Source organism: Segatella bryantii (genome assembly GCF_022024215.1).
GTDB classification, from domain to species: Bacteria; Bacteroidota; Bacteroidia; order Bacteroidales; family Bacteroidaceae; genus Prevotella; species Prevotella bryantii.
In genome coordinates this window covers 499,710-526,584 of record NZ_CP091797.1, presented here as the reverse complement: position 1 = coordinate 526,584, position 26,875 = coordinate 499,710, and the positions used below count along the sequence as shown (strand labels likewise).

The 26,875-nt window shown below is 40.6% G+C and carries 25 protein-coding genes and 4 pseudogenes; 16 read left to right on the top strand and 13 right to left on the bottom strand.

Features of this window, described 5'->3' with window-relative positions; all coding sequences use genetic code 11:
- Positions 1–110: 110 nt before the first annotated feature.
- From L6471_RS02065 to L6471_RS02030, 8 genes and pseudogenes are all read right to left on the bottom strand, one after another.
- Positions 111–1,280 (bottom strand): hypothetical protein, encoded by a 1,170-nt coding sequence (locus tag L6471_RS02065; protein ID WP_237797155.1) that lies wholly within the window; start codon positions 1,278–1,280, stop codon positions 111–113.
- A gap of 251 nt (positions 1,281–1,531) precedes the next feature.
- Positions 1,532–1,879 (bottom strand): annotated as a pseudogene (locus L6471_RS14160) (DNA-binding protein); the annotation flags it as partial.
- A gap of 25 nt (positions 1,880–1,904) precedes the next feature.
- Positions 1,905–2,420 carry a very short patch repair endonuclease gene (locus L6471_RS02055; RefSeq protein ID WP_237797153.1) on the bottom strand — a complete coding sequence of 172 codons (516 nt, stop codon included), beginning with the start codon at positions 2,418–2,420 and terminating at the stop codon, positions 1,905–1,907.
- Positions 2,421–2,605: 185 nt separating this feature from the next.
- On the bottom strand, positions 2,606–2,794 hold the full coding sequence (locus L6471_RS02050; RefSeq protein ID WP_237797152.1) for a hypothetical protein: 189 nt from the start codon (positions 2,792–2,794) through the stop codon (positions 2,606–2,608).
- Positions 2,795–2,812: 18 nt separating this feature from the next.
- Entirely contained in the window at positions 2,813–2,959 is a 147-nt protein-coding gene (locus tag L6471_RS02045; RefSeq protein WP_237797151.1) for a hypothetical protein, read from the bottom strand.
- 2 nt (positions 2,960–2,961) lie between these two features.
- Complete coding sequence (locus tag L6471_RS02040; RefSeq protein WP_237797150.1) at positions 2,962–4,110, bottom strand: HpaII family restriction endonuclease; 1,149 nt, start codon at positions 4,108–4,110, stop codon at positions 2,962–2,964.
- A gap of 7 nt (positions 4,111–4,117) precedes the next feature.
- Positions 4,118–5,434 carry a DNA cytosine methyltransferase gene (locus tag L6471_RS02035; protein WP_237797149.1) on the bottom strand — a complete coding sequence of 439 codons (1,317 nt, stop codon included), beginning with the start codon at positions 5,432–5,434 and terminating at the stop codon, positions 4,118–4,120.
- A gap of 15 nt (positions 5,435–5,449) precedes the next feature.
- Positions 5,450–5,675 (bottom strand): annotated as a pseudogene (locus tag L6471_RS02030) (helix-turn-helix transcriptional regulator).
- An 808-nt stretch (positions 5,676–6,483) separates the two neighbouring features.
- Here L6471_RS02030 and L6471_RS02025 point away from each other — a divergent pair.
- The 5 genes from L6471_RS02025 to L6471_RS02005 all read left to right on the top strand — a co-directional run bounded on the left by L6471_RS02025 (position 6,484) and on the right by L6471_RS02005 (position 9,581).
- Positions 6,484–6,687, top strand: coding sequence for a helix-turn-helix transcriptional regulator (locus tag L6471_RS02025; protein ID WP_006281918.1), 204 nt, complete (start codon positions 6,484–6,486; stop codon positions 6,685–6,687).
- Positions 6,684–7,022 carry a HipA N-terminal domain-containing protein gene (locus L6471_RS02020; RefSeq protein ID WP_237797148.1) on the top strand — a complete coding sequence of 113 codons (339 nt, stop codon included), beginning with the start codon at positions 6,684–6,686 and terminating at the stop codon, positions 7,020–7,022. The genes L6471_RS02025 and L6471_RS02020 overlap by 4 nt, the downstream gene beginning before the upstream one ends.
- A complete protein-coding gene (locus L6471_RS02015) occupies positions 7,015–7,980 on the top strand; it encodes a HipA domain-containing protein (RefSeq protein ID WP_237797147.1) in 966 nt (321 codons plus the stop codon). Before L6471_RS02020 ends, L6471_RS02015 begins: the two co-directional genes overlap by 8 nt.
- Before the next feature lie 727 nt (positions 7,981–8,707).
- Positions 8,708–9,118, top strand: a complete 411-nt coding sequence (locus L6471_RS02010) for a hypothetical protein (protein ID WP_237797146.1) — start codon at positions 8,708–8,710, stop codon at positions 9,116–9,118.
- Between the two features lie 103 nt (positions 9,119–9,221).
- Complete coding sequence (locus L6471_RS02005; protein ID WP_237797145.1) at positions 9,222–9,581, top strand: Fic family protein; 360 nt, start codon at positions 9,222–9,224, stop codon at positions 9,579–9,581.
- Between the two features lie 47 nt (positions 9,582–9,628).
- Here the strand turns inward: L6471_RS02005 and L6471_RS02000 are convergent, their stop codons facing one another.
- Both L6471_RS02000 and L6471_RS01995 read right to left on the bottom strand, forming a co-directional pair.
- Positions 9,629–9,766: a hypothetical protein gene (locus L6471_RS02000; protein ID WP_179226487.1), complete on the bottom strand. Its 138-nt coding sequence runs from the start codon at positions 9,764–9,766 to the stop codon at positions 9,629–9,631.
- Positions 9,767–10,160: 394 nt separating this feature from the next.
- A complete protein-coding gene (locus L6471_RS01995; protein ID WP_027453902.1) occupies positions 10,161–11,126 on the bottom strand; it encodes an IS110 family transposase in 966 nt (321 codons plus the stop codon).
- Between the two features lie 216 nt (positions 11,127–11,342).
- Here L6471_RS01995 and L6471_RS01990 point away from each other — a divergent pair.
- From L6471_RS01990 to L6471_RS01980, 3 genes and pseudogenes are all read left to right on the top strand, one after another.
- Positions 11,343–12,148 (top strand): annotated as a pseudogene (locus tag L6471_RS01990) (tyrosine-type recombinase/integrase).
- A gap of 58 nt (positions 12,149–12,206) precedes the next feature.
- A complete protein-coding gene (locus L6471_RS01985; protein WP_094448703.1) occupies positions 12,207–13,391 on the top strand; it encodes a PDDEXK nuclease domain-containing protein in 1,185 nt (394 codons plus the stop codon).
- A gap of 1 nt (position 13,392) precedes the next feature.
- Entirely contained in the window at positions 13,393–14,079 is a 687-nt protein-coding gene (locus L6471_RS01980; protein WP_094448704.1) for a restriction endonuclease subunit S, read from the top strand.
- On the opposite strand, the pseudogene L6471_RS01975 reads toward L6471_RS01980, so the two are convergent.
- Positions 14,012–14,698: pseudogene (locus L6471_RS01975) on the bottom strand (restriction endonuclease subunit S); the annotation flags it as partial. The gene L6471_RS01980 and the pseudogene L6471_RS01975 sit on opposite strands and share 68 nt — an antisense overlap.
- 98 nt (positions 14,699–14,796) lie before the next feature.
- On the opposite strand from L6471_RS01975, the gene L6471_RS01970 reads away from it, so the two are divergent.
- The 8 genes from L6471_RS01970 to L6471_RS01940 all read left to right on the top strand — a co-directional run bounded on the left by L6471_RS01970 (position 14,797) and on the right by L6471_RS01940 (position 20,474).
- Positions 14,797–15,051 carry a hypothetical protein gene (locus tag L6471_RS01970; RefSeq protein WP_237797144.1) on the top strand — a complete coding sequence of 85 codons (255 nt, stop codon included), beginning with the start codon at positions 14,797–14,799 and terminating at the stop codon, positions 15,049–15,051.
- Complete coding sequence (locus L6471_RS01965; protein WP_006281909.1) at positions 15,048–15,485, top strand: LexA family protein; 438 nt, start codon at positions 15,048–15,050, stop codon at positions 15,483–15,485. Before L6471_RS01970 ends, L6471_RS01965 begins: the two co-directional genes overlap by 4 nt.
- Before the next feature lie 5 nt (positions 15,486–15,490).
- Positions 15,491–16,786, top strand: a complete 1,296-nt coding sequence (locus L6471_RS01960; protein WP_094448707.1) for a Y-family DNA polymerase — start codon at positions 15,491–15,493, stop codon at positions 16,784–16,786.
- 152 nt (positions 16,787–16,938) lie between these two features.
- Positions 16,939–17,799 carry a hypothetical protein gene (locus L6471_RS01955; protein WP_317221435.1) on the top strand — a complete coding sequence of 287 codons (861 nt, stop codon included), beginning with the start codon at positions 16,939–16,941 and terminating at the stop codon, positions 17,797–17,799.
- Between the two features lie 677 nt (positions 17,800–18,476).
- Positions 18,477–18,566: a hypothetical protein gene (locus tag L6471_RS14150; RefSeq protein ID WP_317221433.1), complete on the top strand. Its 90-nt coding sequence runs from the start codon at positions 18,477–18,479 to the stop codon at positions 18,564–18,566.
- The gene (locus L6471_RS01950; RefSeq protein WP_237797143.1) at positions 18,566–19,660 is read left to right on the top strand and encodes a S1 family peptidase; all 1,095 of its coding nucleotides are present in this window, start codon (positions 18,566–18,568) and stop codon (positions 19,658–19,660) included. The genes L6471_RS14150 and L6471_RS01950 overlap by 1 nt, the downstream gene beginning before the upstream one ends.
- A gap of 198 nt (positions 19,661–19,858) precedes the next feature.
- Entirely contained in the window at positions 19,859–20,062 is a 204-nt protein-coding gene (locus L6471_RS01945; protein WP_006281918.1) for a helix-turn-helix transcriptional regulator, read from the top strand.
- A gap of 82 nt (positions 20,063–20,144) precedes the next feature.
- Positions 20,145–20,474 carry a hypothetical protein gene (locus tag L6471_RS01940; RefSeq protein WP_237797142.1) on the top strand — a complete coding sequence of 110 codons (330 nt, stop codon included), beginning with the start codon at positions 20,145–20,147 and terminating at the stop codon, positions 20,472–20,474.
- A gap of 1,088 nt (positions 20,475–21,562) precedes the next feature.
- Here the strand turns inward: L6471_RS01940 and L6471_RS01935 are convergent.
- Positions 21,563–23,503: a RagB/SusD family nutrient uptake outer membrane protein gene (locus L6471_RS01935; RefSeq protein WP_094448965.1), complete on the bottom strand. Its 1,941-nt coding sequence runs from the start codon at positions 23,501–23,503 to the stop codon at positions 21,563–21,565.
- 22 nt (positions 23,504–23,525) lie between these two features.
- Complete coding sequence (locus L6471_RS01930; RefSeq protein ID WP_237797141.1) at positions 23,526–26,687, bottom strand: SusC/RagA family TonB-linked outer membrane protein; 3,162 nt, start codon at positions 26,685–26,687, stop codon at positions 23,526–23,528.
- Positions 26,688–26,875 lie beyond the last annotated feature (188 nt).

Below are 26,875 nucleotides of genomic sequence, written 5' to 3'. Positions count from 1 at the left end.
CCAAAAAATAATCGCCTGCAAAGGTACAAACTATATTTTACCTGTGCAAGCGATTATGCATCTTTTATGCAGAGGGTCTACTGACGGTTCGACATTTTATCTCTGCAGAATTATTTTTTCTGATTGAATTCCTGCTGATAACCTTCTGATGTAATCAAGTTATTAATGAAATTCTTATCGAGATTCAGGTTAGGATTATCATAAGCATTGATAACCATACCCGCATTTTGAATCTTCTGCTTATATTCCTCAGGAATCTTGTTTTCTGTCTCCTGTGCAATATTAGTCTGAATATGCTGTGTCATCGCCAAAGCATCCTGGAAACTCATAGGCAACATGACGCTTGCTTCTATCTCAGTATTTGCACCGGCACTTTCTTTCATCTTTTCGATATACGTATTGTAAGAGCGATGGTCGGTAAAAAGTGGGAACATCATCGCATCATCAGAAATCAGCCATTTCACATCGAGAGTCCATCCTCCCTTAATACCATGCGCCTCGTTAACGATCTCCTGGGTCAATACTTTACCCTCTTCGTCTCTTACGATAACAGGAGCAACATAGATATTATGGCATAACATGAACGAAACGATATTCATGTAGTTAGGATCCTGATTGAGGAAAGGTACATCACGAATCAAACCCTTCAGGAATGGATTTTCTACATCGTTTGGACTCTTGATAATCTTCATTGGTGGAACATTAGTAACGACCATAAGTGGAGCTACCAACTGCTTATTCTTGATACCCTTGATCACGATTCTCGCAGCTTTATCCTCTAAGTGCTGAGCAGAAATCTGACTATTATCCTCAATATGAACCACTTTCGCCTTCATGACACCACTAGGACAGCAGATATATACCTCGTCATTGATTTCTATCTTGCCATGTACATTACCATTAACTTCTACCTCATCATCCTGAAGCGGAAGGGTTTTTAAGATAACCATCGTAAATTTATGGTCCATCGTGTCGATATCTATATCGGCTACATCTTCCATTTTAATAAAGTCTTCTGGCATATGGAACTGAGGTTGCTGTGGCTGAGGTTGAGGTTTGGCTTCAGCAGTAGCATTTTCCAAAGGCTTTGTTTCCACTGTTGTTGCAACAGGCTGTTCTATCTTTTCTTCCGCTTTAGTTTCTTCAACTTTAGTATCTTCTGCCTGATTCTCTTGAGCAGGAGTATTCTCATGAACGTTAGAGGTTACTTCGGGATTTACATTTTTAGGTTGTGAATCATTTTCTTCATTTTTACCAAACAATTTCTTAAAAATATTCATATTTCTTCGATTTTTTTAGGTTTATATTGATTACGATTTATAAAACATTCACAAAGGTATAATATTTTTTTAAAAATCATGAAAGGTTAGCCATGTTTTTCTATAAAAACTAAAATAACGTGGGTTCGATGAATTCAAAATCGTAAATCCTATACTATTTATTATTGTTATGCTGTAAGGAGTGTATCGGTTCTGTCAGTGTGGTTCCTATAAATAAGAAAAGAGGAGACAATGGTTAAATCGAGAATACTAAGCATACCGATATTCAAAAATGCACGAAAGTCGAAAAGACCCAACTGAGTGATTTTGTTCACGAAATTATTTTCGTGAGCAAAATGTAACTTAAAGTCTTTCAATCGCTTACCTTTACATAAAAAGTAACCATTGTGCTTCAACTCATCCTCATGTGAAGATAGATAATTGTCAATGGTTCGTGAATCCACTTCATAGAAATCTGCCACCATTTGTTTGGTAAGATAATACTTTCCTTCAAAATGATATGCTTCAATATCCTAAGCATTTTGGATACGAGGTATAGCCAAATTATTATTCAGAATATTCTGGCGCTCTATAGCTGATGTTGTTAAATCTTTTGCCATATATTCGATAATTGTATTTTGTTATTCATTTTCTTCTATTATTGTATCTTTCCATTTCTTCTACTGCCATCATTGGCTCTGTTTCGAGTATATCGTCTTGCTTGACGCTATGGTCTTGCAGAAATATCTTGTTGAGCGTGAAGGCCAGCGACTCCAAGGTCTTTTCTCGCACCTTCGGCTTCAGTTCACATTCCCAAATGGTGATGGAGTGCCAGCCCATCGAGGAGAGCTGATGTTTAACTGTTTTGTCCCTTTCTTTGTTTCGCTTCACCTTGTTTACCCAAAACTCCGTATTGGTCTTTGGTTTGGTGTAGTAACGACATCCTTCATGCCCATGCCAGAAACAACCATTTACAAAAATACACGTCCTGTATTTCCGCATCACTATATCTGGTTTCCCAGGAAGTCTTGGATGATTCAGCCGGTAGCGGAATCCATGCTCCCACAGCCAGCGACGCACCACCATCTCTGGTTTCGTGTCTTTGCTGTGGATAGCCGCCATACAGGTATGTCTTTGTGCGTTTGTCAGAATATCACTCATAATGTGTTATTTGGCTGGTTCTGATGCTGCTTTAATCTGGATGCTATCTGGTTGTGTAGCTTCCGTTGTTATGGTATTCTTACGTAGAATTTCTAACTCCATTAAGCGTTTTTCAGCCGAATCTACGAAAGACACAATTTTAGAATACGAGAATGTCCAAAAGACTGTTACTATTGCAACGAGTCCTACAACTGTCCAAGTATACCATTGTTTCGATAGTTTGCTATCAATCCTATTTCTAACTTCTTTAATATCTTCTGAATTTTTGTTGCACGAACAGAATCTATCTTGCTTGAAATGAATGAAAAACGGTTGAATGCCACGATAACAATATTGTCCGCTTCATCTTTTTCAACTGTATCGCGTAATGTCACCTCTGCTTGGTCAATCTCCTAATGAAAGACATTAAAGGCTTTTGTATGTTGAAGCACCTCAACAAGTTCCCCCTTTTTGTCAAGCATGGTGACTTTAGGTTCAAATCTTATCTCGATGATAATTTTACGATTCCCTATATATTTTGCTTCTATATTATCTTTCATATTTATTTCGACCTTACTTGTAAGTTTATTTTTATATAGTACTTTTCATTTTCCTCATACACCCATCCATAGAAGAATTTTTTCTTCGCATCTGCACGAGGATGACCTGGATTTCCTGCGTCCTCACTCGTTGATGCACCCTCAAACTTCGTTGAGTTGAACAAGAAATCGCGGAACCTGTTTAACTCGTAAATGTGGTAACATACTATATCGCCATCCTCCTTTACGATAATTTGTCCACCCGTAGCATCATAAATACCCAACCACGGTTTTTCTGGTGTCATTCCCTGTGCACTATCCTGAAGGAAGCGTTTTATCTTATATTCATAGATATTACCGTGTGTGGAAGTGTCAATACCAAGAGGGTTTCTCCTCGTTAATTCTTCAGTGCAACGCCTAATATCATTGAATCCAAGTTCCGATTTTATAAGCAATAGTTCTGCCAACAGAAGAGGCATATGCCCATCTATTGCTAAAAGATTTTGATACAAACAATCTGATTGCACTTTTTTGAAAACAAACGTTGCATTATATTCATCGCGCAATTTCTTGAGTCGTGCACCTATACGACCTGTCAGAGGATATGTGCTTCTGTTGAACTCATCGCAATCGAGTGACTCGCCTTCGGGAAGCACAACCTCATAGATAAAATTCGTTCCAGTCCCAGCATTGAAAAGTGTGGAGTCACTACCAAGGTAAGATTTTATGCTGAACCCCAGAGTTTGTGGCATCCCAGTCCTAAAGTCTTCAATAGTTATCGTTATGTCACGATTGTGCCCGACATCTTTAATTGTCCCAATTCTCAATTCTTTTAGAAAGGCTGCAATAGGTGGCAACTGAAAAGCCCTTCCACTTGTGCTCTTTATCAAAGATAGCAAGTTGTTCGCTTTTTCCGCGAACACTGTGATTGGGTATGAGAATTGCTCATTTTCACCTGTTTGATCATTGACAACATTAATAGTGACCTTATCATCTTCGCGGACATAGTTGTTGGTCGTTTTTGTCTCTTTGCGGATGATTTCCAGGATACGATAAAATTCATTAGGTATCGCATTGAGGTTCTCATCTGCAACATCCAGTTTCCCTGTGTCCAACAAACGTAGGAATACATAAATTTCGCTCCATTCTCCTTTATTACCACTGAGTATCATATATTTCCTAAATTAAATTTAACATTTTGAGCTCTTGTTCAGCAGTTGCCTGAATAGCAGGTATTGCTACAGAATTTCCAAACTGCTTATACGCCGAAGTATCTGAAACAACTATTCGGAACGAGTCGGGAAAACCTTGAAGCCTTGCCCATTCACGAGGGGTCATTTTGCGGATTCCATCACGATTGACTTCTCCCTTGATATGTGTTATTGGCGTAAAATTAGTCAATCGTTTATCGATGAGCAAATTACATTCACGCCCCATGCCACCAACAACGATGGCATTTGCCACACCGTCAAGATCTATGATTTTATAGCCGAAACCATGGCCTGCAGCTTCGTGGCGTGCTTTGTGCCGGATTAGAGTTTCAACATATGTTGTTGAAAGATAGTATTTGACAGATACTTCATGCTCTTCCATTACGTCTCTGAATTTTGGACGCAGTTTCCCAGGGGTAGTTGGTTCAGGGTAATGGAAATCTTCAACATTTATCCCCAAGTCTTTACGGAAACCAATTATATAGATGCGTTCTCTATGCTGTGGGACTCCATAGTCCATGGCATTGAGTATTTGTGGCGGCACAACGTCATATCCAGCATCATCAAGATGTTCTAATATGGTTTTAAGCGTCCGTCCTTTGTCGTGTATGGCTAATCCTTTTACATTTTCAAGGAAAAAAGCTTTTGGTTGATGCTTGCGCAGAATAGCTTCTATTTCAAAGAAAAGCGTTCCTCTGGTTTCATCTTTAAATCCGAGACGGCGACCTGCGAGCGAGAATGCCTGACAAGGAAAGCCACCACAGAGGATGTCAAATTTCTTAGGAATATAGCTCTTTGTGGATTCTTTGGTTATATCTCCAAAAGGCATTTCGCCATAATTGGCAAAATAGGATTCTTGTGCTTTCGCATCAAACTCAGACGAATAAACACACTTGCCGCCCAAGTTTTGCATAGCAATTCGGAAGCCGCCAATACCTGCGAATAAGTCTATAAATGTAAATTTAGGGTTCTTTGGTGCAGGGAAAGGTATGTCAAAGAAGTCTGAGAAAAGATCATATTGCGTAGCGTCCTCTGCCACTTTCCATATTTCCTCATCAGATAGTTCTTCATCTACTAATCCCTGACGGAATTGTTTCCGAGAAAGGAATTCCCGAACAGATGAAACAATTTCATCTTTCAGTTTTCTTGTAACTTTTACCTCACTATTATGCAGATAGTGGCTTAACACCGCAATCTGGTTTTCATATGATGTTTCACCATATATTTTTATGCCATCCTCTGTAACTTCTTCAGGGAAAGCTTGCAAATTTAGACTCTTGCCCATAATACAATTATACTCTTATTTTTCCAGTTCCTGTGAAACCAAATATTGCTTATACTCCCTCACAAACAACTCTCGTATATCGACCTCTAACAAATCTGCAGTTTTGAGTATCGTGGCGAGGTCAGGCTGAGAAGAGTTGGTGCACCACTTGCTGACGGTAGATGGGGGTGACGCCCATTTCACCTGCCAGCCATCTAGCAGTTTTCTTCTTCTCGAACAGAACCGTCTTTATTCGGTTAATATCTTCCGTATATTATATTTAATGTAATGTTTACCTTGCAAAGGTAGTGAAATACTTTCAATTTCTGCCACTCTCTTTTAAATAATCGTGGTTGGCCCCTATTTTATGCTTTTTTATGTGTTTTTGCTGTTCATATATCCACCAAATATGGTTTTCTTGATGATTAATGGGGCAACTCAAAACCACATACCACTAAATCTGGTATCTGGTTTACTTCTCCTACTTGCCGCTTTGAGTTAATGCACCTTGTTTTCGCTGTAATCTTTGCGAAAACATTTCTTGAACTCACAAAAAATCACTCTACGTTTCATAAGGTGTTACGAAGGGTCACTTTTGCTCCAAAAAGGTCACCTGAAGGTCACCGTAAAAGAAAAAGCACCTACAAAATCTTTGTAAGTGCTTGGTTTTCAGTGTGAATCAGCCGGTGCTTGAACCTGGGGCCTCCAGATTATGAGACCAATATATTGATATTCTGTGATAGTCTATAATTTGTAACTATACTGATATCCAATGAGTTACATTTTTATGATTTTCGCTGAAACTCACAAAATACCCCTAACTGAAATAGTTTGTTTACCCATTGTTTACGCAAATGGTCTCCAGACTAATAGTCTATAGTTATAAGTGGCGACTATCATTCATGCTTTAATTCCACAAATGACCGAATAAAATCACCACAAATCACCGAAAAGAACGTAAAACTATAGTGGAAAGCATATAAAAATGTTAAATATCACACTTTTTATATCAGAACGCATGTAATTTGCAAATAATATTGTAATATTGCATTCGAAAGAATATAATTTATATGGAAAAGACAAAGTTATCGAAGGTGGTAAAGGATTTGCGCAAGGAATATGGCCTTACGCAAGAAGACCTTGCAATGAAGTCTGGCGTAGGCTTGTGCTTTGTACGCAATCTGGAACAGGGAAAGCCGACGCTAAGAATGGATAAGGTCAACCAGCTACTTGATTTGTTTAACTACGAACTTACAGCAACTAAAAAGCAATGAGACAAGCTGAGATTTATCGAAAGGATGTCCTTGCTGGCATCTTGACAGAAGATGGTGGCGAATACCGTTTCTGTTATGATGAAGCGTACCTCAAACGTGGAGATGCGCTACCTGTAAGTCTGACACTCCCATTACAAACGGAGACATTCGTAAGTCCTATACTATTTCCGTTCTTTGACGGGTTGATACCTGAAGGGTGGCTGCTTGATGTGGCACTACGCAATACTGACATTAGTATTCTTGACCGTATGTCACTATTATTGTTATGCTGTAAGGAGTGTATCGGTTCTGTCAGTGTGGTTCCTATAAATAAGGAAGGAGGCGACAATGTGTAAATGTCTATACTGTTATAAGGAATTGAAAGAAGGTCAGAAAGACTTTCATCCAAGTTGTGCCCGAAAATTCTTTGGAACAAAGGATGTGCCCTTGCTGGAGTACAAACATGAAGAACTCGACCAATTAGCCGAGCAGGTAATTCGTGCTCAAACATCTCTGACAGGCGTCCAACCCAAATTGTCTCTGAATCTCGACAAGCACGATGGATGTAGCCGACTGACTATCGTAGGACTTTGGGGAGATTATATCTTCAAGCCACAAACGGAGAATTACGAGCAGTTGCCCGAAAACGAGGATTTGACGATGCATCTTGCGGAAGCCGCAAAGATTAGCGTGGTGCCTCATAGTCTTATTCGTTTGGCCGATGGAAAACTGGGGTACATCACAAAGCGTATTGACCGCACCGAGAATGGCGAGAAGATAGACATGGAGGATATGTGCCAACTCACGCTGCACCCTACGGAATACAAATACAAAGGATCGCATGAGCAGATAGCAAAGACTATCTTGCAGTACAGCAACACACCAAAACTCGACCTTACGAATTACATGCAGTTGCTGCTCTTCTGTTTTGTCACTGGCAACAATGACATGCACCTGAAGAACTTTTCGCTTTACCGACCTAAAGAGGACTATCAGCTGACACCAGCTTATGACTTGCTGAATGTTGCCAATGCCAATCCGAAGGACAAGGAGGAATTGGCACTTACTCTTGCGGGAAAGAAGACGAAACTTCGTTTGGCAGACTTCCTTAATGCTGCAAAGACAATGGGACTGGAAGAAAATGTTGTACAGCGTCTCGTTGCAGGGCTTCATAAGGTGTTTCCAAAATGGCAACAGCTCATAAAAGATTCCTTCCTCAGTGATGAGCAGAAACAAACGTATGAGGAACTTGTAGTTACCCGACTGGATAGATTAAAAGCGGGACAAGTGGGCAAAAACGAATCTAAAAAATAGAGTAAGTAGGTTCTTTGTTGCACGAAAGTCGAAAAGACCCAACTGAGTGATTTTGCTCACGAAATTATTTTCGTGAGCAAATTGTAACTTAAAGTCTTTCAATCGCTTACCTTTACATAAAAAATAACCATTTTGCTTCAACTCATCCTCATATGAAGATAGATAATTGTCAATGGTTCGTGAATCCACTTCATAGAAATCTGCCACCATTTATTTGGTAAGATAATACTTTCCTTCAAAATGATATGCTTCAATATCCAAAGCATTTTGGATACGAGGTATAGCCAAATTATTATTCAGAAAGCACTTACAGCAGGGTTTTTACACTTTTCAATAACTTTTGATGGCAAAAAGCTACACTTTTCAATGAAAAATGTCAAAACTACACTTTTAAAATTGTGGCGTTATTATGTAAAATATCGCGTTCTAAAACGTCATTTCTTGTAAAATATCGTATTCTGATGCTATGTTTTTATGTAAAATATCGCGTTTTGCGTTTTTCTTCATATCTTTGCACAATAATTCAATTATTCGTGTTATGGTGTGGTATATACTTATATATTTGTTCGCAAGTCTTATAATAGGCATTCGCATTCTCTGCTACGATAAAAAAAAGAAGCGAGATTCTGAAAGGACAACACTAAAACAATTTTTGATCACATTAGTTGTGGGACCCTTTGTCATAGCAATTTTACCATTCATAGTCATTGGAAATTTCTTTAACGATATGTTTGGAAAGATCAAGAAAAGAAGAAAGCTGAAAGAAGAAAGAAAGTTTAATGCATCTCTGGGGTTAGGCCCAGATGAACATTATCTTTGCTTTTCAATGATGCATGGTGCCGGGGTAATCAAATGTGCCGATTGTGGTTATGAAGAGGAAATAACTAGTTTTACTCATGGGATAATGTCATGCAGTATTGGCAGGCAATGTCCTAATTGTCATGCCTTTGCTTGCGAGTATAACGAAAGTAAAGAGTACCACACCTTTGGAAAAGCAAAAGAAGATTTTGTATGCCCACAATGTGGCACAATAATAAGAAAAAAGGAGGAATCAATATTTAAAGGTCATAATGACCCGCTATTCTGCCCTAAGTGCCATAGTGCTCGACTACGCTATCACTTGCATTATATCACATAAAGGAAAGAGAGATGGATAATAAGATAGAAGAACGATACATTTTTCTCGATTTTGACGGTGTCCTTAATACAATGGAATACCTGGGAACCAGTTTACCGTTCGTGTGAACCGTCCACTTGCTGCCTTAGAGGCAGGGAGTAACACCGAAAAGGCAGTAAGTAATGATGAAAAGGCAGTAAGTAACGGCAAAAAGGCAGTAAGTAACGGCAAAAAGGCAGTAAGTAATGATGAAAAGGCAGTAAGTAGCGGCAAAAAGGCAGTAAGTAAGAAAGAGAAGAATGAGCAAAAGCTTCTTGCTTTCTGCAAAGAGCCAAAGACTTTATCTGAAATTTGCGAGCACCTTGGTATGACCGACAAATATAAAGTCAAGAAAAGGTATATTGATCCACTTCTAAACAAGTCTCTTCGAATGACAGAGCCGGAATCGCCGAAAAGCCCTACTCAGAAGTATGTAGCTATATAACAGAAAAAGGAGCAAGCGATTGGATGCTGCTCCTTTTGCATATGCGGTTAATCAATATCCGTTACAAGACCTCGATGGCCTTGGTAACCTTCTCCTTCGGCTCGGTTTTCGGCATCGTGACGAACATTATAGTCCAGCATCAAAATGAATGCACCCATTTTCTGATTGCCATATTGTTCTGTCATATTTTCGATATGACGAATCTTAACCTCCTTGTCATCGATGAATGCTTGAATAAGTCTTTAAAGCACTGTTCATGATGATGCCATCGTCCGTAATCATATAATATGGTGTGTGGGTTATTCTTTCTTTACAAAACATACGGCCATTAAGACTATGTTTTTCCAAATTGAATGATATATTCTGATATCTTCCATAAATTCTGATTTATCTTATATTATATAGTATACAATAAAATCAGAAAGCAATGAACTGTAATACGAAAAATGAACATGGTTAACGATTATTAGCACTTAGTGCTGAATCGTTGCCTCTCATGGGGGCTTCTCGCCCCCAACCCTCTCGGTGTTTTCAGGTATTAGATTTTCTATCCTGATACACTTCTGGGAAATGCAGGAGCTACTTCTTTGACGATACATAACCATCGACATAGAGTTTCTCCTGAGTGACAACGGCAAAAGCCTGCCGGATGAGTTTATTTGCTACGGCAATGATAGCGACCTTCCCAGGCTTTCCATTAGACCGCAGACGGTCGTAACAGGCTCTGCACTCGGTGTTGCATCTTAGCGAAGAGCACGCCGCGACGTAGAGTTGACTCCTCAAAGAAGAGTCCCCGTTGCGGTTGATGTGACCTTTGAAATTGACTGAAGTACCGGACTGCTGATAAGTCGGCGACAATCCCAAATGGCGGGTGAGTTGCTTGGCATTATCAAAGTAAGTGAAGCCGCCAGTGGCCATGATGAGTGCAGCAGCAAGGGTGACGCCAATACCTTTTACAGAGGTGAGCAGATCCATCTGCTTTTTGTACTCAGAACGGGCAAGTGAAGAGAGATCCTCTTCGAGATCCTTAACCTGCTTCTCAAGGAAGGCAATGGTTTTCTCGATAGACTTCTTACACTTGGCATCAAAGAACGGCAACACCTCCATAGAGCCTTTGAGGTTCCTTGTGGCAATGAGCTGCTTCTTGAGCTGGCGAATGACTGTACGCTTCTGCTTCAGGGTGAGGATAGCGTCACTGCGAAGCCTGTAAGGGGCTGGATTCATCTTCTCCCCGTAGAGGGCAATCAGGCGGGCATCTATCTCATCCGTCTTGACGGTGGATAGCATGGCACGGGCGAAGTTCTTCACTTTAAGCGGATTCTCCAGGCTTGTCGTGATGCCTGCCTCCGAGAGCAGATAGACAAGCAGAGCACTGTAATTGCCTGTCGCCTCCATGACGCAGTGATGCTCATCCTTGGAGATAGTCCTGATGAACTCATGAATACCTCTGGTGGTGTTCTTGAATGTCCTCGTCTTGCTGTTCTTCTCTGGAGAATAAGCGACAACGAAAGTGTCCTTGCTGACGTCGATACCAATGTAAGTCATAACTATAACGAATTTAAACAAATATGCAACATCGAAACATCTTGGAGCCATCATTACGCATGCGGGGTCAAAGCCCAGTGAACTGTCCGGATTCGGATGTTAAGGAGCGGGGGCTGAACATTGCTTACTGTCTTATGACGAATGAAAAATCGGCCTTATTCCACTTCCTTGATGTTGTTAACGAATGCAAAGATAAACAAGTAATTTGAATATATAATGAAAAAGAATATTATTCAAGCAATAGTTGCGGACATGCAGCGTGACTTGGACTGTCGACAGATGGCACGATTAAAAACCGTGCTCTTTAAGAAACTGCAAGATGTAGAGATTATCGAGAAGCGAGATTTCCAAGAACATCATCAAGAAGAGAAAGTACAGCTTCTTGATAGCTTCCTATCAGCTAAAAAGATAGAAGGATGCTCTGAAAAGACATTGGCATACTATAGGCATACCATCGAAAAGATGCTTATGACTGTTGCTGTTGCCGTGTGCCATATATCCACAATGGATATTCGATAATATGCGACGTATCTTCTCCAGCTTCTTTGCCTGGTTAGAAGATGAAGATTATATCGCCAAGAGCCCTGTGCGACGTATCCACAAAGTGAAAACGGATTCTTTGGTGAAGGAGGTGCTGACTGATGAACAGTTGGAACAACTTCGTGATAGTTGCACTAATCAACGCGACCTTGCCATGATTGATTTATTTGCATCTACTGGTATTCGTGTTGGTGAATTGGTCAAACTAAACCGAGCCGACATTGATTTCCACGAAAGGCAATGCGTGGTATTTGGTAAGTGGTGTGGAAGTCAGAATCAGGACGATGGGCAAACGGCTTAATATGCCAAAAGTGCATCCACATAAGTTCCGAAGAACGCTTGCAACAATGGCAATAGATAAAGGAATGCCAATAGAACAAGTTCAGCGTTTGTTGGGCCATGTTCGTATTGATACGACACTTCAATATGCCATTGTAAATCAAAACAACGTTAAAATGGCTCATAAAAAGTACCTTGGCTGAATTAAATGATTGATATTTGACATTTTTTTTAGTACCTTTGTGCTTAAATTGAGTGCAAATGGCAAACAAAAATATAATCACCAACGACAATATTATACAGACACTAGATGTTGAATGTCTGTACAAGGACGCTTGTCAAATCATTGACCAGGCTCAACATGCGGCCTATAGTGCAGTAAACGAAACTTTGATTAAACGTAACTGGTTGCTAGGCTTGCGTATTCAACATGAAGTATTAAAAGATCAGCGTGCAGAGTATGGCAAGCAGGTAATTAAGTCATTGTCAGAAGGATTAGTTAAACGATATGGCAGAGGCTTCTCTATGCGAAACCTCTATTATTTTATAGACTTCTACCAAGATCACAGTGACTTTTTTCAGTTGGCGATAGAAAAGCCTGAAGTTAATGCAGATAAAAATATTTTGCAATCACTGACTGCAAAATCAGATTTTGTTCCACAAGTGTTTGGTAAAACATCCGTAACAGAGATTTTGCAATCACTGACTGCAAAATCTCCAATTCGCTTGTCATGGACTCATTACAACATCATTCAACAGGAACTCACAGCAGAAGGTCGCGCATGGTATGAGAATGAGGCTGCAAAAGAAATGTGGAGTACTCGTACGCTGCAACGCAATGTTTCTTCGCAGTACTATCATCGCTTGTTACAATCACAAGACAAAGCAGTCGTACATGATGAGATGGTGCAGTTAACGAAACCTTTACAGGATAAGCTGGAGTATCTAAAGAACCCTGTTGTAGCAGAATTCTTGGGTTTCAAAAACAATACCAACTATTCTGAAAGTGATTTGGAACAGAGCATTATCGACCACCTGATTTCCTTCTTGATGGAGTTGGGCAAGGGCTTTGCATTTGTCGATCGTCAGAAACATATCCACACAGAGAAAGAGGACTATTATATCGATTTGGTGTTCTATAATTACCACCTACGTTGCTTCGTTCTCATCGATTTGAAAACAACCAAACTACGTTATCAAGATGTGGGTCAGATGGATATGTATGTTAAGATGTATGATGACTTGGTGTGCCCCGAAGGGCATAATCCCACTATTGGCATATTGCTTTGTTCTGATACCGACGAGGACGTGGCACATTATTCTATCCTCAACAACAACGACCAACTCTTTGCTGCCAAGTATCTCACTTATATGCCGACGCAAGAGGAACTGCGTCGTGAGATAGAACAGCAAAAGGAGTTTTTCAGATTAAAGAACGAAAAGTAGAATGGAATTAAAGAAATACAAACTTGGGGAATTGTTGGATGTCAAGCGAGGGGCAAGTCTTGCAGGAGAATACTATGCTACTACTGGCAACTATATACGCTTAACTTGTGGAAACTTTGATTACCAAAATAACTCTTTCAAGTTAAACACATCCAAAGACAACCTGTTTTATACAGGGCCAGTCCGTAAGGAGTTTATTATGAAGAAGGGCGATATTATCACTCCTTTGACTGAGCAAGCCATCGGTTTGCTCGGCTCTACGGCAATAATACCAGAAGATGATAAATATATTCAAAGCCAAGATGTAGCAAAGATAATATGCAATGAGGACTTATTATACCCGATGTTTGCGTACTATCTCATTTCATCAGAAACTGTCAAGAAACAATTGAGTGCTGCTGCACAACAAACAAAGATACGCCATACTTCTCCCGACAAAATCAAAGATTGTGTTGTATGGATTCCAGATTTGAAAGAACAGAAACATATTGCTTCCATTCTTTCAAATCTTGATAAAAAAATCACCCTCAACCGTGCGATAAATCAGAATTTACGTGCGAGGCGAGAGCAGAGGGAAAACTTGTTTTCACTATGCCGAGCCGATGCCGTAAATGGCGACGTCAGTCGCAATTTAGAAGCGACACCTGACCGTTCATCAGGAGCGGAAGCAGTTCGTCGCGCTGCTTAATCAATTCTTCGTTCTCCAGTGTTAATTGTAATTGAAAGGAAACGATTGGAGTGACTTTATTTGAAAAAGCCTGTAGAATAGTCTTCATGGGCTTTATACAAGAAACCGCACTCAGATTTTCCCTTGTTAATTGTGGTTGACCAGACCCTGTTATTGCACCAGCGATATTCATATATGGAAGGGCTTGTTTTATAAATTCATTACAACAATCATTGTTTCTCATTCTAATGACCATTGCATTTCCCGTTATCCAAGAATAAGGCATAGTTCTGTTTAGGACTCCGCAACTATTGCCTCTGCATGCCATCGCAATTTCACTTTCTTCGTGATTATATTTATCGTATCTTCCCACAATACCGTTCGCTCCATAAACACGATAAAGTCCATTCGAAACCAACTCGTTTGTACCAATAGTTTGTGGCTGATACATTTCACAGAAATCACCTAATATTGTATTCTCCCATCCTTCAGGAATATCACGTTTTAGTTTCTCATTCCATACCATTTTTCCGCCACTTGATTTATACGGCTTGCCCTCCTCATTGGGGAAGTCAAACTGCACAAACCAGTAGTCGTAGAGTTGCTTGGCAAATGCTTCTAAATTCCAATTTATCTGCCTTATTATTAAACTTTGTTGCAAAATTAGTCATTTCTGATAAATATCAGAGATAAATTCGTAATTTTGTGCCTGATTTTAGGATGTTTCATGAATATAGTATGACACTCAGGGAACTACTACAGTCTGTTGATGCAGAAGCATACGCTAGCATTCCACTCTACGAAAAACTGCTGAAGACGAAGCCTGAATACGGTTCAAGCAATCGGATTAAGGTGAAAGTCCTGAATGGAGAGATTGCCGAAAAGCATTCCCTTACAGAAAGTCGTGTACTCCGAATGGTCCGCGAGTCTGAGCGAAAGCTCCAGTTCAGCGATGAAGCAATATCCATTTGGAAATATTTATATAGGAAATGAGCAATATCAAGATCATACGCGGTGTATTTGACACCAAACAGGAACTGCAACATGCAGGTGTGAAGGCGGGGTTTCCTTCACCTGCCGAAGACTATATCCATGAGACGCTGGACTTCAACCGTGACTATATCCGTCATCCTGAAGCCTCGTTCTATGGTGACGTAGAGGGAGATTCGATGAAGGATGCAGGACTGTTGGACGGTGACCGTGTGATTATTGACAGGGCTGTAGAGCCACATGACGGTTCCATCGTCGTGGCATGGTGGGACGGTGGCTTCACGATGAAGTTCCTTGACCTGACACATCGGAAAGACGGCTACATTGAACTGCGTCCTGCCAACCCTGATTATCCAGTCTTCAAGGTCAAAGATCCAGAGAACTTCCAGATTTGGGGCACTGTGATTCATCTGATAAGGACTTTTGAAAAGATATAAAACAGATGTATGGTATAGCTGACTTGGACAACTGTTACTGCTCATGTGAGAAGGTTTTCCGTCCTGACTTGGAGGGGAAGCCAATTGTTGTGCTGTCGAATAATGACGGCTGTGTGGTGGCACGTTCCAACGAGGCCAAAGCGATGGGTATCAAGGAAGGTACACCTTATTTCCAACTTGCCCAGCAGTTCCCCAACCAGAAGATAGCCGTTTTTTCCTCTAACTACGAACTGTACGGCGAATTGACAGGTCGAGTGGTGAGCATCATCCGCCAAGAAACTCCTGCCTATTTCCGCTACTCGATTGACGAGTGCTTCATGTATCTTGACGGCATAGCGTTGGATCAGTTGCAGACGTGGGGCGAAAACCTGCACAAGCGAGTGAAGCGTGAGGTGGGCTTGCCTATCAGCATCGGACTGGCACCCAACAAGACACTGGCGAAGATCGCCTCGAAGCTCGCTAAGAAGTTCGAGGTGTATAAGCACTGTTGCATGATCGATACGGACTACAAACGGGAGAAGGCACTCGAATGGTGTCCGATAGAGGATGTCTGGGGCATCGGCAGGCGCTATGCTGCCAAACTCCAGTCATTAGGTTGCAAAACGGCCCTCGACTTTGCCAAGCATCACAAGGATTGGGTACGACAGACGTTCAATAACATCAACATCATGCGCACGTGGCAAGAACTGAACGGCGAAGATGCTGTGCCGAATGAGGAACTGGCTAAGAAGAAGAGCATCTGCACCAGCCGATCGTTCAACGGTATGATCAGCGACAAGGACACCCTGCGCACTCACATTGCCAACTATGCTGCCCGCTGCGCAGAGAAATTGAGAACTCAGAAGACCGTGGCCACTATTGTTGGCGTGTTTGTCAATACCAATGCCTTCCGTGAAGACCTTGCACAATACTGGAACTTTCAGGAACTGCGCCTTGTCACTCCAACCAGTTCAACGATTCCCATTGTTCAGGCTGCTCACGATGTGCTTGACCGGATTTTCATTCAGGGCTACCAGTATAAGAAAGCAGGTGTTATTGTGATGGGTATCTCACCAGACTCACCCATACAGCAGGACTTGTTTGACCTGAATGCCGAGCAGATTCAGAAGATGCGTCGACTCGATGAGGTAATTGACCGCATCAATCGCATGCACGGCTCAGAGACTATTGTTATCGGTGCCCAGCAGTACACCCAGAAGAATGGTAAGGGAAAGGCAGAAGTCTTTGCCAATGCCATCAAGCACGATTTTAGAAGTAAGAATCCGACCACCCGCTGGAGTGACATTATAAAACTACGCTGAAAATAGAAGGAATATGAAAAAATAAGTCGTGCTTTCAGGACTACATGGGGGCAGAGCATCTTGTGTCGGACAGACAAAGGGTGAAGGCTTATTAGGATGATGAGCTGCTTAGATATCGTGAAATGATGAATGACGTAATATAACAAAGCAACATGGAGTTTTCTAAAGATATGCATGATATGTTTCAAAAGATAGCTGAGCACCACAATGCTCAGTTCCGACTTTGCAAGACATTGGTGGCGGGTTTTAAGGCGACCAATGAGCAGGATCTTTCATACATGGATAACTACATGGATACTCTGTTTGATTTCATGGACCCAGGTGGTGACACGGAGGCTGTTTATCGTGATTACCTAGCTCATGTAGCGACTTTTAATCCTCAAAAGGCTAAGAAGTACGAAGAGTCTTTAGATGAGCATTTAGGATATAAAATTCATGTGGTATTTGCAGCTGCCTATGTAGCCAGAGATTTACACCAAGGGCAAAAAGACAAAGGAGGTAATGACTACTTTAGTTCTCACTTACTTCCTGTAGGAAAAAGTGGATATGATTGGAAAGAACAGGTGGTGGGATTACTGCATGACGCAGCGGAAGACACGACCAACGACATATCCACGATTTTGCATTTAGTAAAACAGAAATTAGAGACATGGATGAACAATCCAGACGACAAATCATGGATTGATGACTTTGAAGAGGACTTCTTTCAGTATCCAGCGGAGCAGTGCCATATGCCTACCGAGGAAGAGTGGGATGAAATTGCCACCGCCCTTCAATTGCTCAATCACCACACAGCACCAAACAGGGAAGAATACCTTTCTCGTATATGTGTTAATAAACTTGCTCTCAAAGTGAAGTTGAATGATCTTCGCAACAATATGGATATCAGCCGCATTGCAGAGCCAACGGAAAAGGATATGGAAAGGCAGAAACGCTATAAACTTGAATATGGGAGGCTAATGAATGCCTTTCAAGAACATATTAACGAAGAAGATCGGACAAATCGTGCATGAAGTAATACAAATAATAGCATTATATGGCAAAGAAAAAGAACGAAAATACAACCTCGATAGGTTTTGAAGAAGTGAATGGTCTCCAGACTAATAGTCAATAGGTATAGGATACAACTATCATTCATGCTTCAATTCCAAAAATGGCCGAATGAATTTGCTCTAAATCACCTAACAAGACATTGCCAAATGACCAAACGAAATTAAGCCAAATGACCAAACGAAATTAGGCCAAATGACCAAACGAAATTAGGCCAAATGACCAAACGAAATTAGGCCAAATGACCAAACGAAATTAGGCCAAATGACCAAATGGTATATTAGTCTTGACACAATAGATAGTACTATATCTTGGCATAATCTCAATATTTTGCATAGATTGCGCCAAAATATAGCATTATTATTTGGCATAATCTAATATTTTTATTAACTTTATGCCAAAATATATTGGCTCCAGAAGATAGGTACACCTGAATATGCAGCATGGTCTGACTATTCTTTTGAAACGGTATGCCTGCATCACATCAAACAAATCGTCAACGCTTTAGGCATAAGTGGAACATTCTATTCGCCATGTTCATGGGCTTACTTGAGCAAAGGCTCCGTACATTTAGGAAGATCACATCCACCAAGAAGTCTTTTTCAATAGTTTATTATTCCAGCCATTCCTTAAAGTCGCGTTGGGAAGAACAATATGGAATGCTGTTGATGTAATAGTTGCTATAGCTCTTTTCGGTCTGATAGTTAAATCGTTAAATATAAAAAAGTGATGAAAAGGATTAATAATTTAGTTTTAATAGCATTATTGCTAATAATGACCTTAACAGGTTGTAATACCCCTAAAGATCCTGCACAAATATATGAGGAGGAAAGATCAGGCGTTGTACTGATATTCAATAACTACTATTATGAGATCAAGATGCCAAATGGTGAGTCGCTCTACTTCACTGGTCTTGACAAAGAGGATGGTATTATTGGCCTAACCGAAGATCTTAATGAAGTGAAGAAAAAGCCTGGTGTACTCAACGGTACAGGCTTCTTTATTGACGAAACAGGCAAAATTCTTACTAATCGACATATTGTTGCTCCAGAAATTGACAAGATAGCTGTAAAGGAAAATCTCAACCAGATTATTGGTGGATATGCTGCATATATCGAAAGCCTTCAGGAGGAGATGAATAAAAAGTATGCAGCTATTCGAGAGTATGCTGCAAACAGTGTGTATTCCGATGACTATGGCAACCAATATACATCATTGGATGATAGCGAGATCAGTGCATTGGAGGAAGAGGTCAATACCCTTAAGAGCCAGTATGCAGAAGCAGAAGAGTATAAGCAGAATCTACAGAGTAATCTTCTGGGAGACCATTTCTCTGTTCAGCTACATTCGACCTTTGGTATTGCATATGATGGTTCTTCAGTAACTTCATTCGCTGATTTCCAGAAAAATCCTTGTATTCTGGTAAAAGCTTCAAAAGATGAGGGTACGGACCTTGCGTTGCTTCAGCTGAAGAGTAAGAAGACACCAGAAGATAAGTTCATATTCATCTTGAATGACTCATATGGCGATGAAGGCAATCAACTCCTAGTCAACGATCCACTGTACATGATTGGATATAATCATGGAATTCAATTGGCAAACACGAATAAAGGTGTACGTGCCCAGTTTACAAGTGGAACTGTAACTCAGGAGCCTGATGGAGATAGAGTGCTTTATAGCATGCCATCGATGCAAGGCTCAAGCGGTTCACCAGTAGTCAATGCTTATGGTGATGTTGTGGCTGTGAACTTTGCAGGAACTGTAGGTAGCGACAACTTTAATTTTGGCATTCCATATCGTCGAATACAGCTTTTTTTAAAGTAAGACAGTTAAAAATTAAAGAATACCAACTGATAGTTGGTATTCTCCTCTTGAAATTACCTTGAATGAATATATGTGCTTAGTAAATTCTAATAATTATACATATGAACCAAATTTAAATTGATGACACACTTTTTATATCAGAACGCATGTAATTTGCAAATAATATTGTAATATTGCATTCGAAAGAATATAATTTATATGGAAAAGACAAAGTTATCGAAGGTGGTTAAGGATTTGCGCAAGGAATATGGCCTTACGCAAGAAGATCTGGCGATGAAGTCTGGCGTAGGCTTGTGCTTTGTACGCAATCTGGAACAGGGAAAGCCGACGCTAAGAATGGATAAGGTCAACCAGCTACTTGATTTGTTTAACTACGAACTTACAGCAACTAAAAAGCAATAAGACAAGCTGAGATTTATCGAAAGACACCCTCTAATGACCCTGTCTTTCATATTGAGATTCCACAACATTAAAACTTATATGGATGAAAAAAAATATTATTTTATTTGTATTTTTTGTTATATTAACAAGCTGTTTGGCTAATGTGACAAGACATAATTGCATGCCCCCAAAATCATTATATGGTTATTGGAGTTTAGAGGGAGTTACATGGTTAAAAATAACGAGTGACTCCATCTATTTCGTAGACGAAGAAGGAACTTCTCCTATCAAATATTCTATAAATAAAGATACGATTATTTGGTATTTTGATGGGATAATTCAAAAGAGCAAGTATAATATAGTCCAAGATACGCTCTTTATGAAGAATGAAGAAGGTACAACCCAATACATACGTGTAAATGAGAAAAGATAGCGTCCTGGAGTATCCATTGACAGCAGCGCAGAACCTGTACCACCTTTGTGGTCTCGAATATGAAAGTTACCTATTGAATACAAAAAAAGTTAAAAAAATAAACAAAGTATCTAGTTTATATATAATTTTGTAAGAAAATTAATCACTTATTTTTATATATCTGATTAAATCGTATAACTTAATTCTATTATGACCAAATGAATTATCATGAAAACAAAAAGATGGAAATATAAATTCTGGTAATCGTCATAGCGGAAGCCCTTTTCCAACAAATAGTCCCATTTCTAATGAGGAATTAAATAAAATAATTATTACACCAAGTAACCAATAGTATGAGATTTTTATTAATATTCATAATGTTTGCTTGTTCACTATCAGCTTTCAGCCAAAATATAAGCTCACAAGTAGATAGTGTTGTTATAAAGTATGTATCATGGGATCTAATTACGGACATCAGTGTTGATTGTACAAATTACGAAGCTTGTATAGATTATAAGATCTATTCCGAAAGTACTCCTCATGGACTTAAAAAGTTAATGAAAGAACTCAATAAACTCAATATGTCTTCCAAAAGTGGTGAGGATATAAGATGTAAACTTGTATAACAATCTCATCATTGAACATGATTTGAATATTATCGTATCATGTAATATTCATGGTGGAAAAACTGTTGAAGTAAGATTTTCGAGAGATAAAAATCAGGCGAAGGTTATTATACCTGAGCAAATCACTTCAGCTATAAAGGATATACTATATCAAAAAATGGTATGGGATACACCTTCTAATTATAAAGCACAATGGATATCATTCAATGTTATCATAAAGGCAAATAAATCCTGAAGATTCACAAATTAACATGTGTAAAACATGATAACAGAAAAAGGGTATGATCCTTTAAGAATGTTTTTTCTATAGCTAATATTCAGCTTAATATGTCGGTTTGTAAATTTCTCGATAAAATTTCGTTTTGTTTAAAAACGGAGGTGAACACCTTGATTCGGGTTCACCTCCGTTTACATTTTATATTATCCGATAAGTTCACGCATTTAGCGCTGATGCCATTTTCATGCCCTTATCGGTGCATGGCCTTAATACCCATTGGTACCATACTCATCAGCATTCGAAATCTGATTGAGGAAGTCGTATGAAATCGGACGGAGATAATGTTTAGACTCGAATGATGCAGCGGCACGAGGATTACCTTTCGCTAACTGTGTCTCGAAAGCATGATGACGTTTCAGAAGAGCCCAACGGTTAAACTCGCCGCAAAGCTCACGAGCGTACTCATCGAGTACATCCTGCTCTGATGCGGTGTCGAGCTTCATATAATTCTCGTAATCTGATGCATGACGACAAGCACGCTTACGCAATACATTCAGATATTCTGCTGCCTTGGTGCCATTACCCAACTGCTGTTCCGCTTCGGCTGCAATGAGGTATACTTCTGCCATACGCATAATGGCTACATCACCATTTCTACGCTGCAAGTTGCTGGTGAAAGCTCCATCGTACATCCAACTGAACTTATTGAGTGCTGGGAACATCTGATAGCAGTTGGTGCCATCGGTAGAGTTCTCAATATATTTACCTTCACTGTCAAAGAGGTCATCGATATTGATGGTAACATATGCACGTCTGGCCTTCTCTTCGGCGGTAAGCTTGTCTTTACTGAGATAGATAGAGAAGCGATCTTCGTCTTCAGGAAGAGGATACTCTGTAGCGTAGATATTCTTCACCTCAATAAGGTTGGCTACATTACCCGAGTGATCACCCTTAGGCCATACCTTAGCCGGATACTGATTGCCATTGGCATTGGTAGAATTATAAGCCAGGTCAGCATAGGCATAAATCGTCTTGCCTACATTAGAATCTGCGATACCATATTTCTGACAAATTTCAGCAGTCAGTGTACGGTTCATTGAGGCATACGTACCCCAGCCAGCCTGTACCATAGACTCTTCGCCAAACGCAGTGGTAAAACAGTTATCCCAACGGGTATCGTGTGGAGCATCGAAGAGATCGATAAGATACTTAGATGGCGCCATGATATTGTTGTTGATACGACCGTAAAGATAGTTAGACTTGTCGGCTGTCTTATAGATATCACTCAACTTGTATGGGTTAGGATACATATAAGTGAAAATATTGCTGCTGGTATAATTAGCAGCATCCTTGCTGGCCGGTCCGGCTGCAATAAAGAGCGACTCCTTGTTGTTCTTATTATTGGCATTAGCCCATACATCCGCAACATCGGTATACATATCAGCTCCGTATGCAGCCTGATTCGTAATCAGGTCTTCTGCAACTTCGGCAGCGCGTTTCCAATAGCTTACACCGTTCTCAGTAAGTCCTTCGCCTGCACCCTGAGCGTATACACGAGCCAGCAAACCTAAAGCGGTTTTCTTGGTTACACGGGCATAATCGCCGTTATAGGGCGTTACATTCAAGTCGGCAGCAGCCTCAGTCAGGTCTTTGACCATCTGGGTATAAAGAGCCTCGTACGTAGAACGTTGTGGCGATAGATTACTACCCTCAGAAGAAGGCTTCAAGTTGAGCGTAATGTTACCATAATAAGTTACCAGGAGCGAGTAGTAATATGCACGAAGACACTTGGCCTCTGCTGTGAGCACCTTGATATTATCTGCGTTACCATCGGCTACATCGTCGGCACCTTCGATAACAGCGTTACAACTATTAATCTGTGAGTAAGCCTGCTTAAACAGTTTGTTGGTATAGTTCGTGTTGGTAGTCAACCCCTCATAGTAGAATACCTGCTGCCCCCATGTACGGTTATTGGATGTAAGGAAAAGGTCTGTACCACCTTCAGCCACAGCGAGGAAGTCGAAAGAAGAGAAGAGCTGACCGTAAAGCGGTTCATAGCAATACGTTTCCATGCCCGACCAGCCCTCGAAAGTAGCCAGTTTATCGCCACCAGTACCACCGGCAGGGTTATATTCATCTAGTCCACAAGAACCCAGCATGAGCGATGCACTGAGCCATGCGCATACCTGTAATTTTATCTTTTTCATTGTGTTTCTGTTTAATAAAGTGTTAGAATGTTAAGTTTATACCAAATACCAACTGGCGGGTAAGTGGATAGTTCAGACTGCCCCCCATTTCAGGGTCATAATCTTTGACGAGACTACTCTTGGCAATAACGAGCGGATTGGTAATGGTACCATATACACGACAGTTGCTCAGACCGAGTTTGGCAAGCGTGCTCTTTGGCAGTGTGTAGCCCAGTGTGATATTCTTAACCTTGAAGTAAGAACCGTCTACATAGCCCAATGAGTAGTAACCGGTATAGCTATCGATAGAACGGCTGGCATTGATAGCAGGGAAGTAGTTAGACGGATTACTTTCTGTCCAATAATCGAAGTAGGTAGGGAAGTTTCTTACACCTGTTGGATCATAGTCACTAAGCAGACTATAGTACATCGTCTGTCCATAGCGCCAGTACATGAATATGCTCAAGTCGAAATTCTTGTATCGCAGCGTGTTCTTGAAGCCAAGAGTCCAGTCAGGAGAAGCGTGACCAAGAGTCTGATAGTCGGCCGAACTGACGGTATAGTGATTATCAGCGTTGTAATAAACCTTTTCGCCAGTTTCCTCATCAATCTTATAGTATACTCCTTCACTTTCGTGAATCAATCCTGGAATATTAATCTTCAAGTCACCTGGTTGCATACCAAATACAGCAGCATCAGCCTCTTCACCCTTTTGCCATACACCGTCGAGTTTATAGTTATAGAATGAGTTAACCGGTTCACCTATAGTGAGTGTATACTGTCCGTTGGTAATATTATTAGCCGTATTACCGGTGAGCGCTGTAATTTCCTCGTGGTTAGCACTGAAAGTGATATTGGAATCCCATGAGAAGTCGCGGGTCTTGATATTACGCGTTGTCAACGCCAGTTCGATACCATTATTCTTGGTCTCACAGATATTCTGAGCCATGGTATAATAGGTCGTAGAATTATATCCACCATCGGTAATCGGCAATTCACGAGTCCAGATGACGCCGTTGGTCTTCGTCCAGTAATAATCAGCGGTGAAATCGATTCTACCATTTAAGAATGTAGCATCGACACCGATATTGGTATTGTACGATTTCTCCCAACCCAGATTCTTGTTGGTATACTCTTGAGAGAAACGATAGATGGTCTCTGTATTACCACTGAAAGCGAGTGTACTCTGTTCCAGATTAGAAACGGTAGAGTAGGGATCTATGCTTGCTGTACCGGTAACACCCCAACCGAAACGCACTTTCAGGTTATCGAGCCAAGAACGAGTGTTCTTCATGAAGTTTTCGTCAGAGATACGCCAACCCAGCGAGAATGCAGGGAACGTATCCCAGCGCTTTTCTTCAGAGAGTCGAGAGCTACCATCGTGACGTACAGAGACACTTGCCAAATATTTACCCTGATAAGAATAAGCAAGACGCCCCACGAAGCCTAAGCTCTTAGACATGGTATAACCCGATGTGATGGTGCTCTTGCTACTACCGTTGAGACCCATATTATGCCACAAGTAAGCATTATCGGTGATGCCCGTTTCCTGCTGCATCGTAGCTTCGTTCTGATTGTGATCCCATGAACTTACACCGGTAAGGGTAAAATCATGATCTTCAGCGATCTTAAAGTTATATGTAATCACGTTTTCCCATTTATAATTATAAGTGTGACTCTGGGTAACGCGTGCGATAACATTATCGTCGGTAATATCAGTCTGACCACCGGAATTGTAGAATCGATATGAATTGATACCCTGGAAATAGTTTGTTCGGCTATAACCGATATTGGCTGAAACGCGTGAAAGAATCGTGAGACCCTTCACCGGATTAATCTCGATATATGGATTGAAATAGAGATTAAATCCCTGGTTGTTGTTACGATAGTTGCTATAGTTATTCAGCAACAGGTTATAGTTGCTACTGGTTAGGGTAGGGTTCACCTTAACTTCGCCAGCCTCGTCATAAACGGTACCCAATGGTTCCATACGGAGAGCTGTTTCCAGATCAGAGAAAGCACGATTACGATAAGTATAGCTCATCTGCGAATTGATACCTACCGACAACCAGTCTTTGATCTTATGCTTCACACGAACATTGCTTGAATAGATCTTGTTGTTATCGTTCTCATACTGACCCTTTTCATCTGAATAGTTCAGCGAGAAATAGCTCTGTGTACGTTCGGTTCCACCAGAGATTGAAGCACTGTAATTCTGAGTAAAACCAGTCTTGAGCAGTTCATCAGCCCAGTTGATATACTGGCCATTTTTATGATAATTCCAAGCGCCATCACCCAGCACATTATTGAAAACCGTCTCATCGTCTGCCGTACTATTCCAGTTGCCTACAGCCTGCTGTGCATCTCTGATACCCTGTAGGTAACTCTCGCCCGAACGCATTTCAGGAAGTGATGACCATCCATTTACACCAAGGTAAGCATTAAAGTCAACTTTCGTTTTACCCGCCTTACCGCTCTTCGTTGTGATGAGTACAACACCGTTGGCACCACTGGCACCATAAACAGCGGTAGACGAAGCATCTTTCAGCACCTCGATACTCTCGATATCATTCGGATTCAGTTTGGTGTAATCACCTGGCATACCATCGATAATGAAAGTAGGAGTACCACTGGCAGTAAACGAACGGGTACCGCGCAACTGCATATTGACCCCTTCACCGGCAGCACCGCTGGTACGAGTAATATCAAGACCGGCAACTTTACCCTGAAGAGCTTCCATCGGATTACTACCAGGGTTAAGGGTAAGGTCGGCACCATTTACAGTAGTTATCGCACCAGTAAGGTCACGTTTTTTCTGTTGACCATATCCGATGACAACCACATCGTCAAGACCGAGCACATCAGGCTCCATAGCAGCGTTACCACCAGCAGTGATAACTTTATCCTTATACCCCGTATACGAGAGCTTCACTTTAGCCCCCCTTGGTATCTGCAGAGTGTATTTACCGTCAAGATCAGTTACAGTAGCTTTGTTGCCATTCAGGGCTCTTACCGTAACACCGATAAGCGGCTCGCCATATTCATCAACGATACGACCTTGTACGCTCTGATTTTGTTGGGTTGAAAGACTAGTGCTGCTTTCATTGTTCGCTAAAACATCTGCAGAAGCAGGCACGGTTAATGTTAACGCAAGTAGTGTTTTTATGGGTACACTATACCTGACACTCTTCAAAGACTTTCTCATAAATAAGTCTACTTTAGGTTTTTAGATTAATAAAAAGTTTTTCAAGAAAATATAACCTAAAGACGATGGCTTTTATTTTTTGTAATGAACTTTATTTTATTTTTTTTAATTATTGCAAAAATCGGTTCAATAGATTAAATTCTAAAATGTTAAGATAATATCACAAAATCTGTTACATTTCAAATGGA

Coding starts and splice junctions, on each gene's coding strand:
- L6471_RS02065 (WP_237797155.1), bottom strand. CDS start 1,280: ATGAATATTTTTAAGAAATTGTTTGGTAAAAATGAAGAAAATGATTCA.
- L6471_RS02055 (WP_237797153.1), bottom strand. CDS start 2,420: ATGAGTGATATTCTGACAAACGCACAAAGACATACCTGTATGGCGGCT.
- L6471_RS02045 (WP_237797151.1), bottom strand. CDS start 2,959: ATGAAAGATAATATAGAAGCAAAATATATAGGGAATCGTAAAATTATC.
- L6471_RS02040 (WP_237797150.1), bottom strand. CDS start 4,110: ATGATACTCAGTGGTAATAAAGGAGAATGGAGCGAAATTTATGTATTC.
- L6471_RS02035 (WP_237797149.1), bottom strand. CDS start 5,434: ATGGGCAAGAGTCTAAATTTGCAAGCTTTCCCTGAAGAAGTTACAGAG.
- L6471_RS02025 (WP_006281918.1), top strand. CDS start 6,484: ATGGAAAAGACAAAGTTATCGAAGGTGGTAAAGGATTTGCGCAAGGAA.
- L6471_RS02020 (WP_237797148.1), top strand. CDS start 6,684: ATGAGACAAGCTGAGATTTATCGAAAGGATGTCCTTGCTGGCATCTTG.
- L6471_RS02015 (WP_237797147.1), top strand. CDS start 7,015: ATGTGTAAATGTCTATACTGTTATAAGGAATTGAAAGAAGGTCAGAAA.
- L6471_RS02010 (WP_237797146.1), top strand. CDS start 8,708: ATGTTTGGAAAGATCAAGAAAAGAAGAAAGCTGAAAGAAGAAAGAAAG.
- L6471_RS02000 (WP_179226487.1), bottom strand. CDS start 9,766: ATGACAGAACAATATGGCAATCAGAAAATGGGTGCATTCATTTTGATG.
- L6471_RS01995 (WP_027453902.1), bottom strand. CDS start 11,126: ATGACTTACATTGGTATCGACGTCAGCAAGGACACTTTCGTTGTCGCT.
- L6471_RS01985 (WP_094448703.1), top strand. CDS start 12,207: ATGGCAAACAAAAATATAATCACCAACGACAATATTATACAGACACTA.
- L6471_RS01980 (WP_094448704.1), top strand. CDS start 13,393: ATGGAATTAAAGAAATACAAACTTGGGGAATTGTTGGATGTCAAGCGA.
- L6471_RS01970 (WP_237797144.1), top strand. CDS start 14,797: ATGACACTCAGGGAACTACTACAGTCTGTTGATGCAGAAGCATACGCT.
- L6471_RS01965 (WP_006281909.1), top strand. CDS start 15,048: ATGAGCAATATCAAGATCATACGCGGTGTATTTGACACCAAACAGGAA.
- L6471_RS01960 (WP_094448707.1), top strand. CDS start 15,491: ATGTATGGTATAGCTGACTTGGACAACTGTTACTGCTCATGTGAGAAG.
- L6471_RS01955 (WP_317221435.1), top strand. CDS start 16,939: ATGGAGTTTTCTAAAGATATGCATGATATGTTTCAAAAGATAGCTGAG.
- L6471_RS01950 (WP_237797143.1), top strand. CDS start 18,566: ATGAAAAGGATTAATAATTTAGTTTTAATAGCATTATTGCTAATAATG.
- L6471_RS01945 (WP_006281918.1), top strand. CDS start 19,859: ATGGAAAAGACAAAGTTATCGAAGGTGGTTAAGGATTTGCGCAAGGAA.
- L6471_RS01940 (WP_237797142.1), top strand. CDS start 20,145: ATGAAAAAAAATATTATTTTATTTGTATTTTTTGTTATATTAACAAGC.
- L6471_RS01935 (WP_094448965.1), bottom strand. CDS start 23,503: ATGAAAAAGATAAAATTACAGGTATGCGCATGGCTCAGTGCATCGCTC.
- L6471_RS01930 (WP_237797141.1), bottom strand. CDS start 26,687: ATGAGAAAGTCTTTGAAGAGTGTCAGGTATAGTGTACCCATAAAAACA.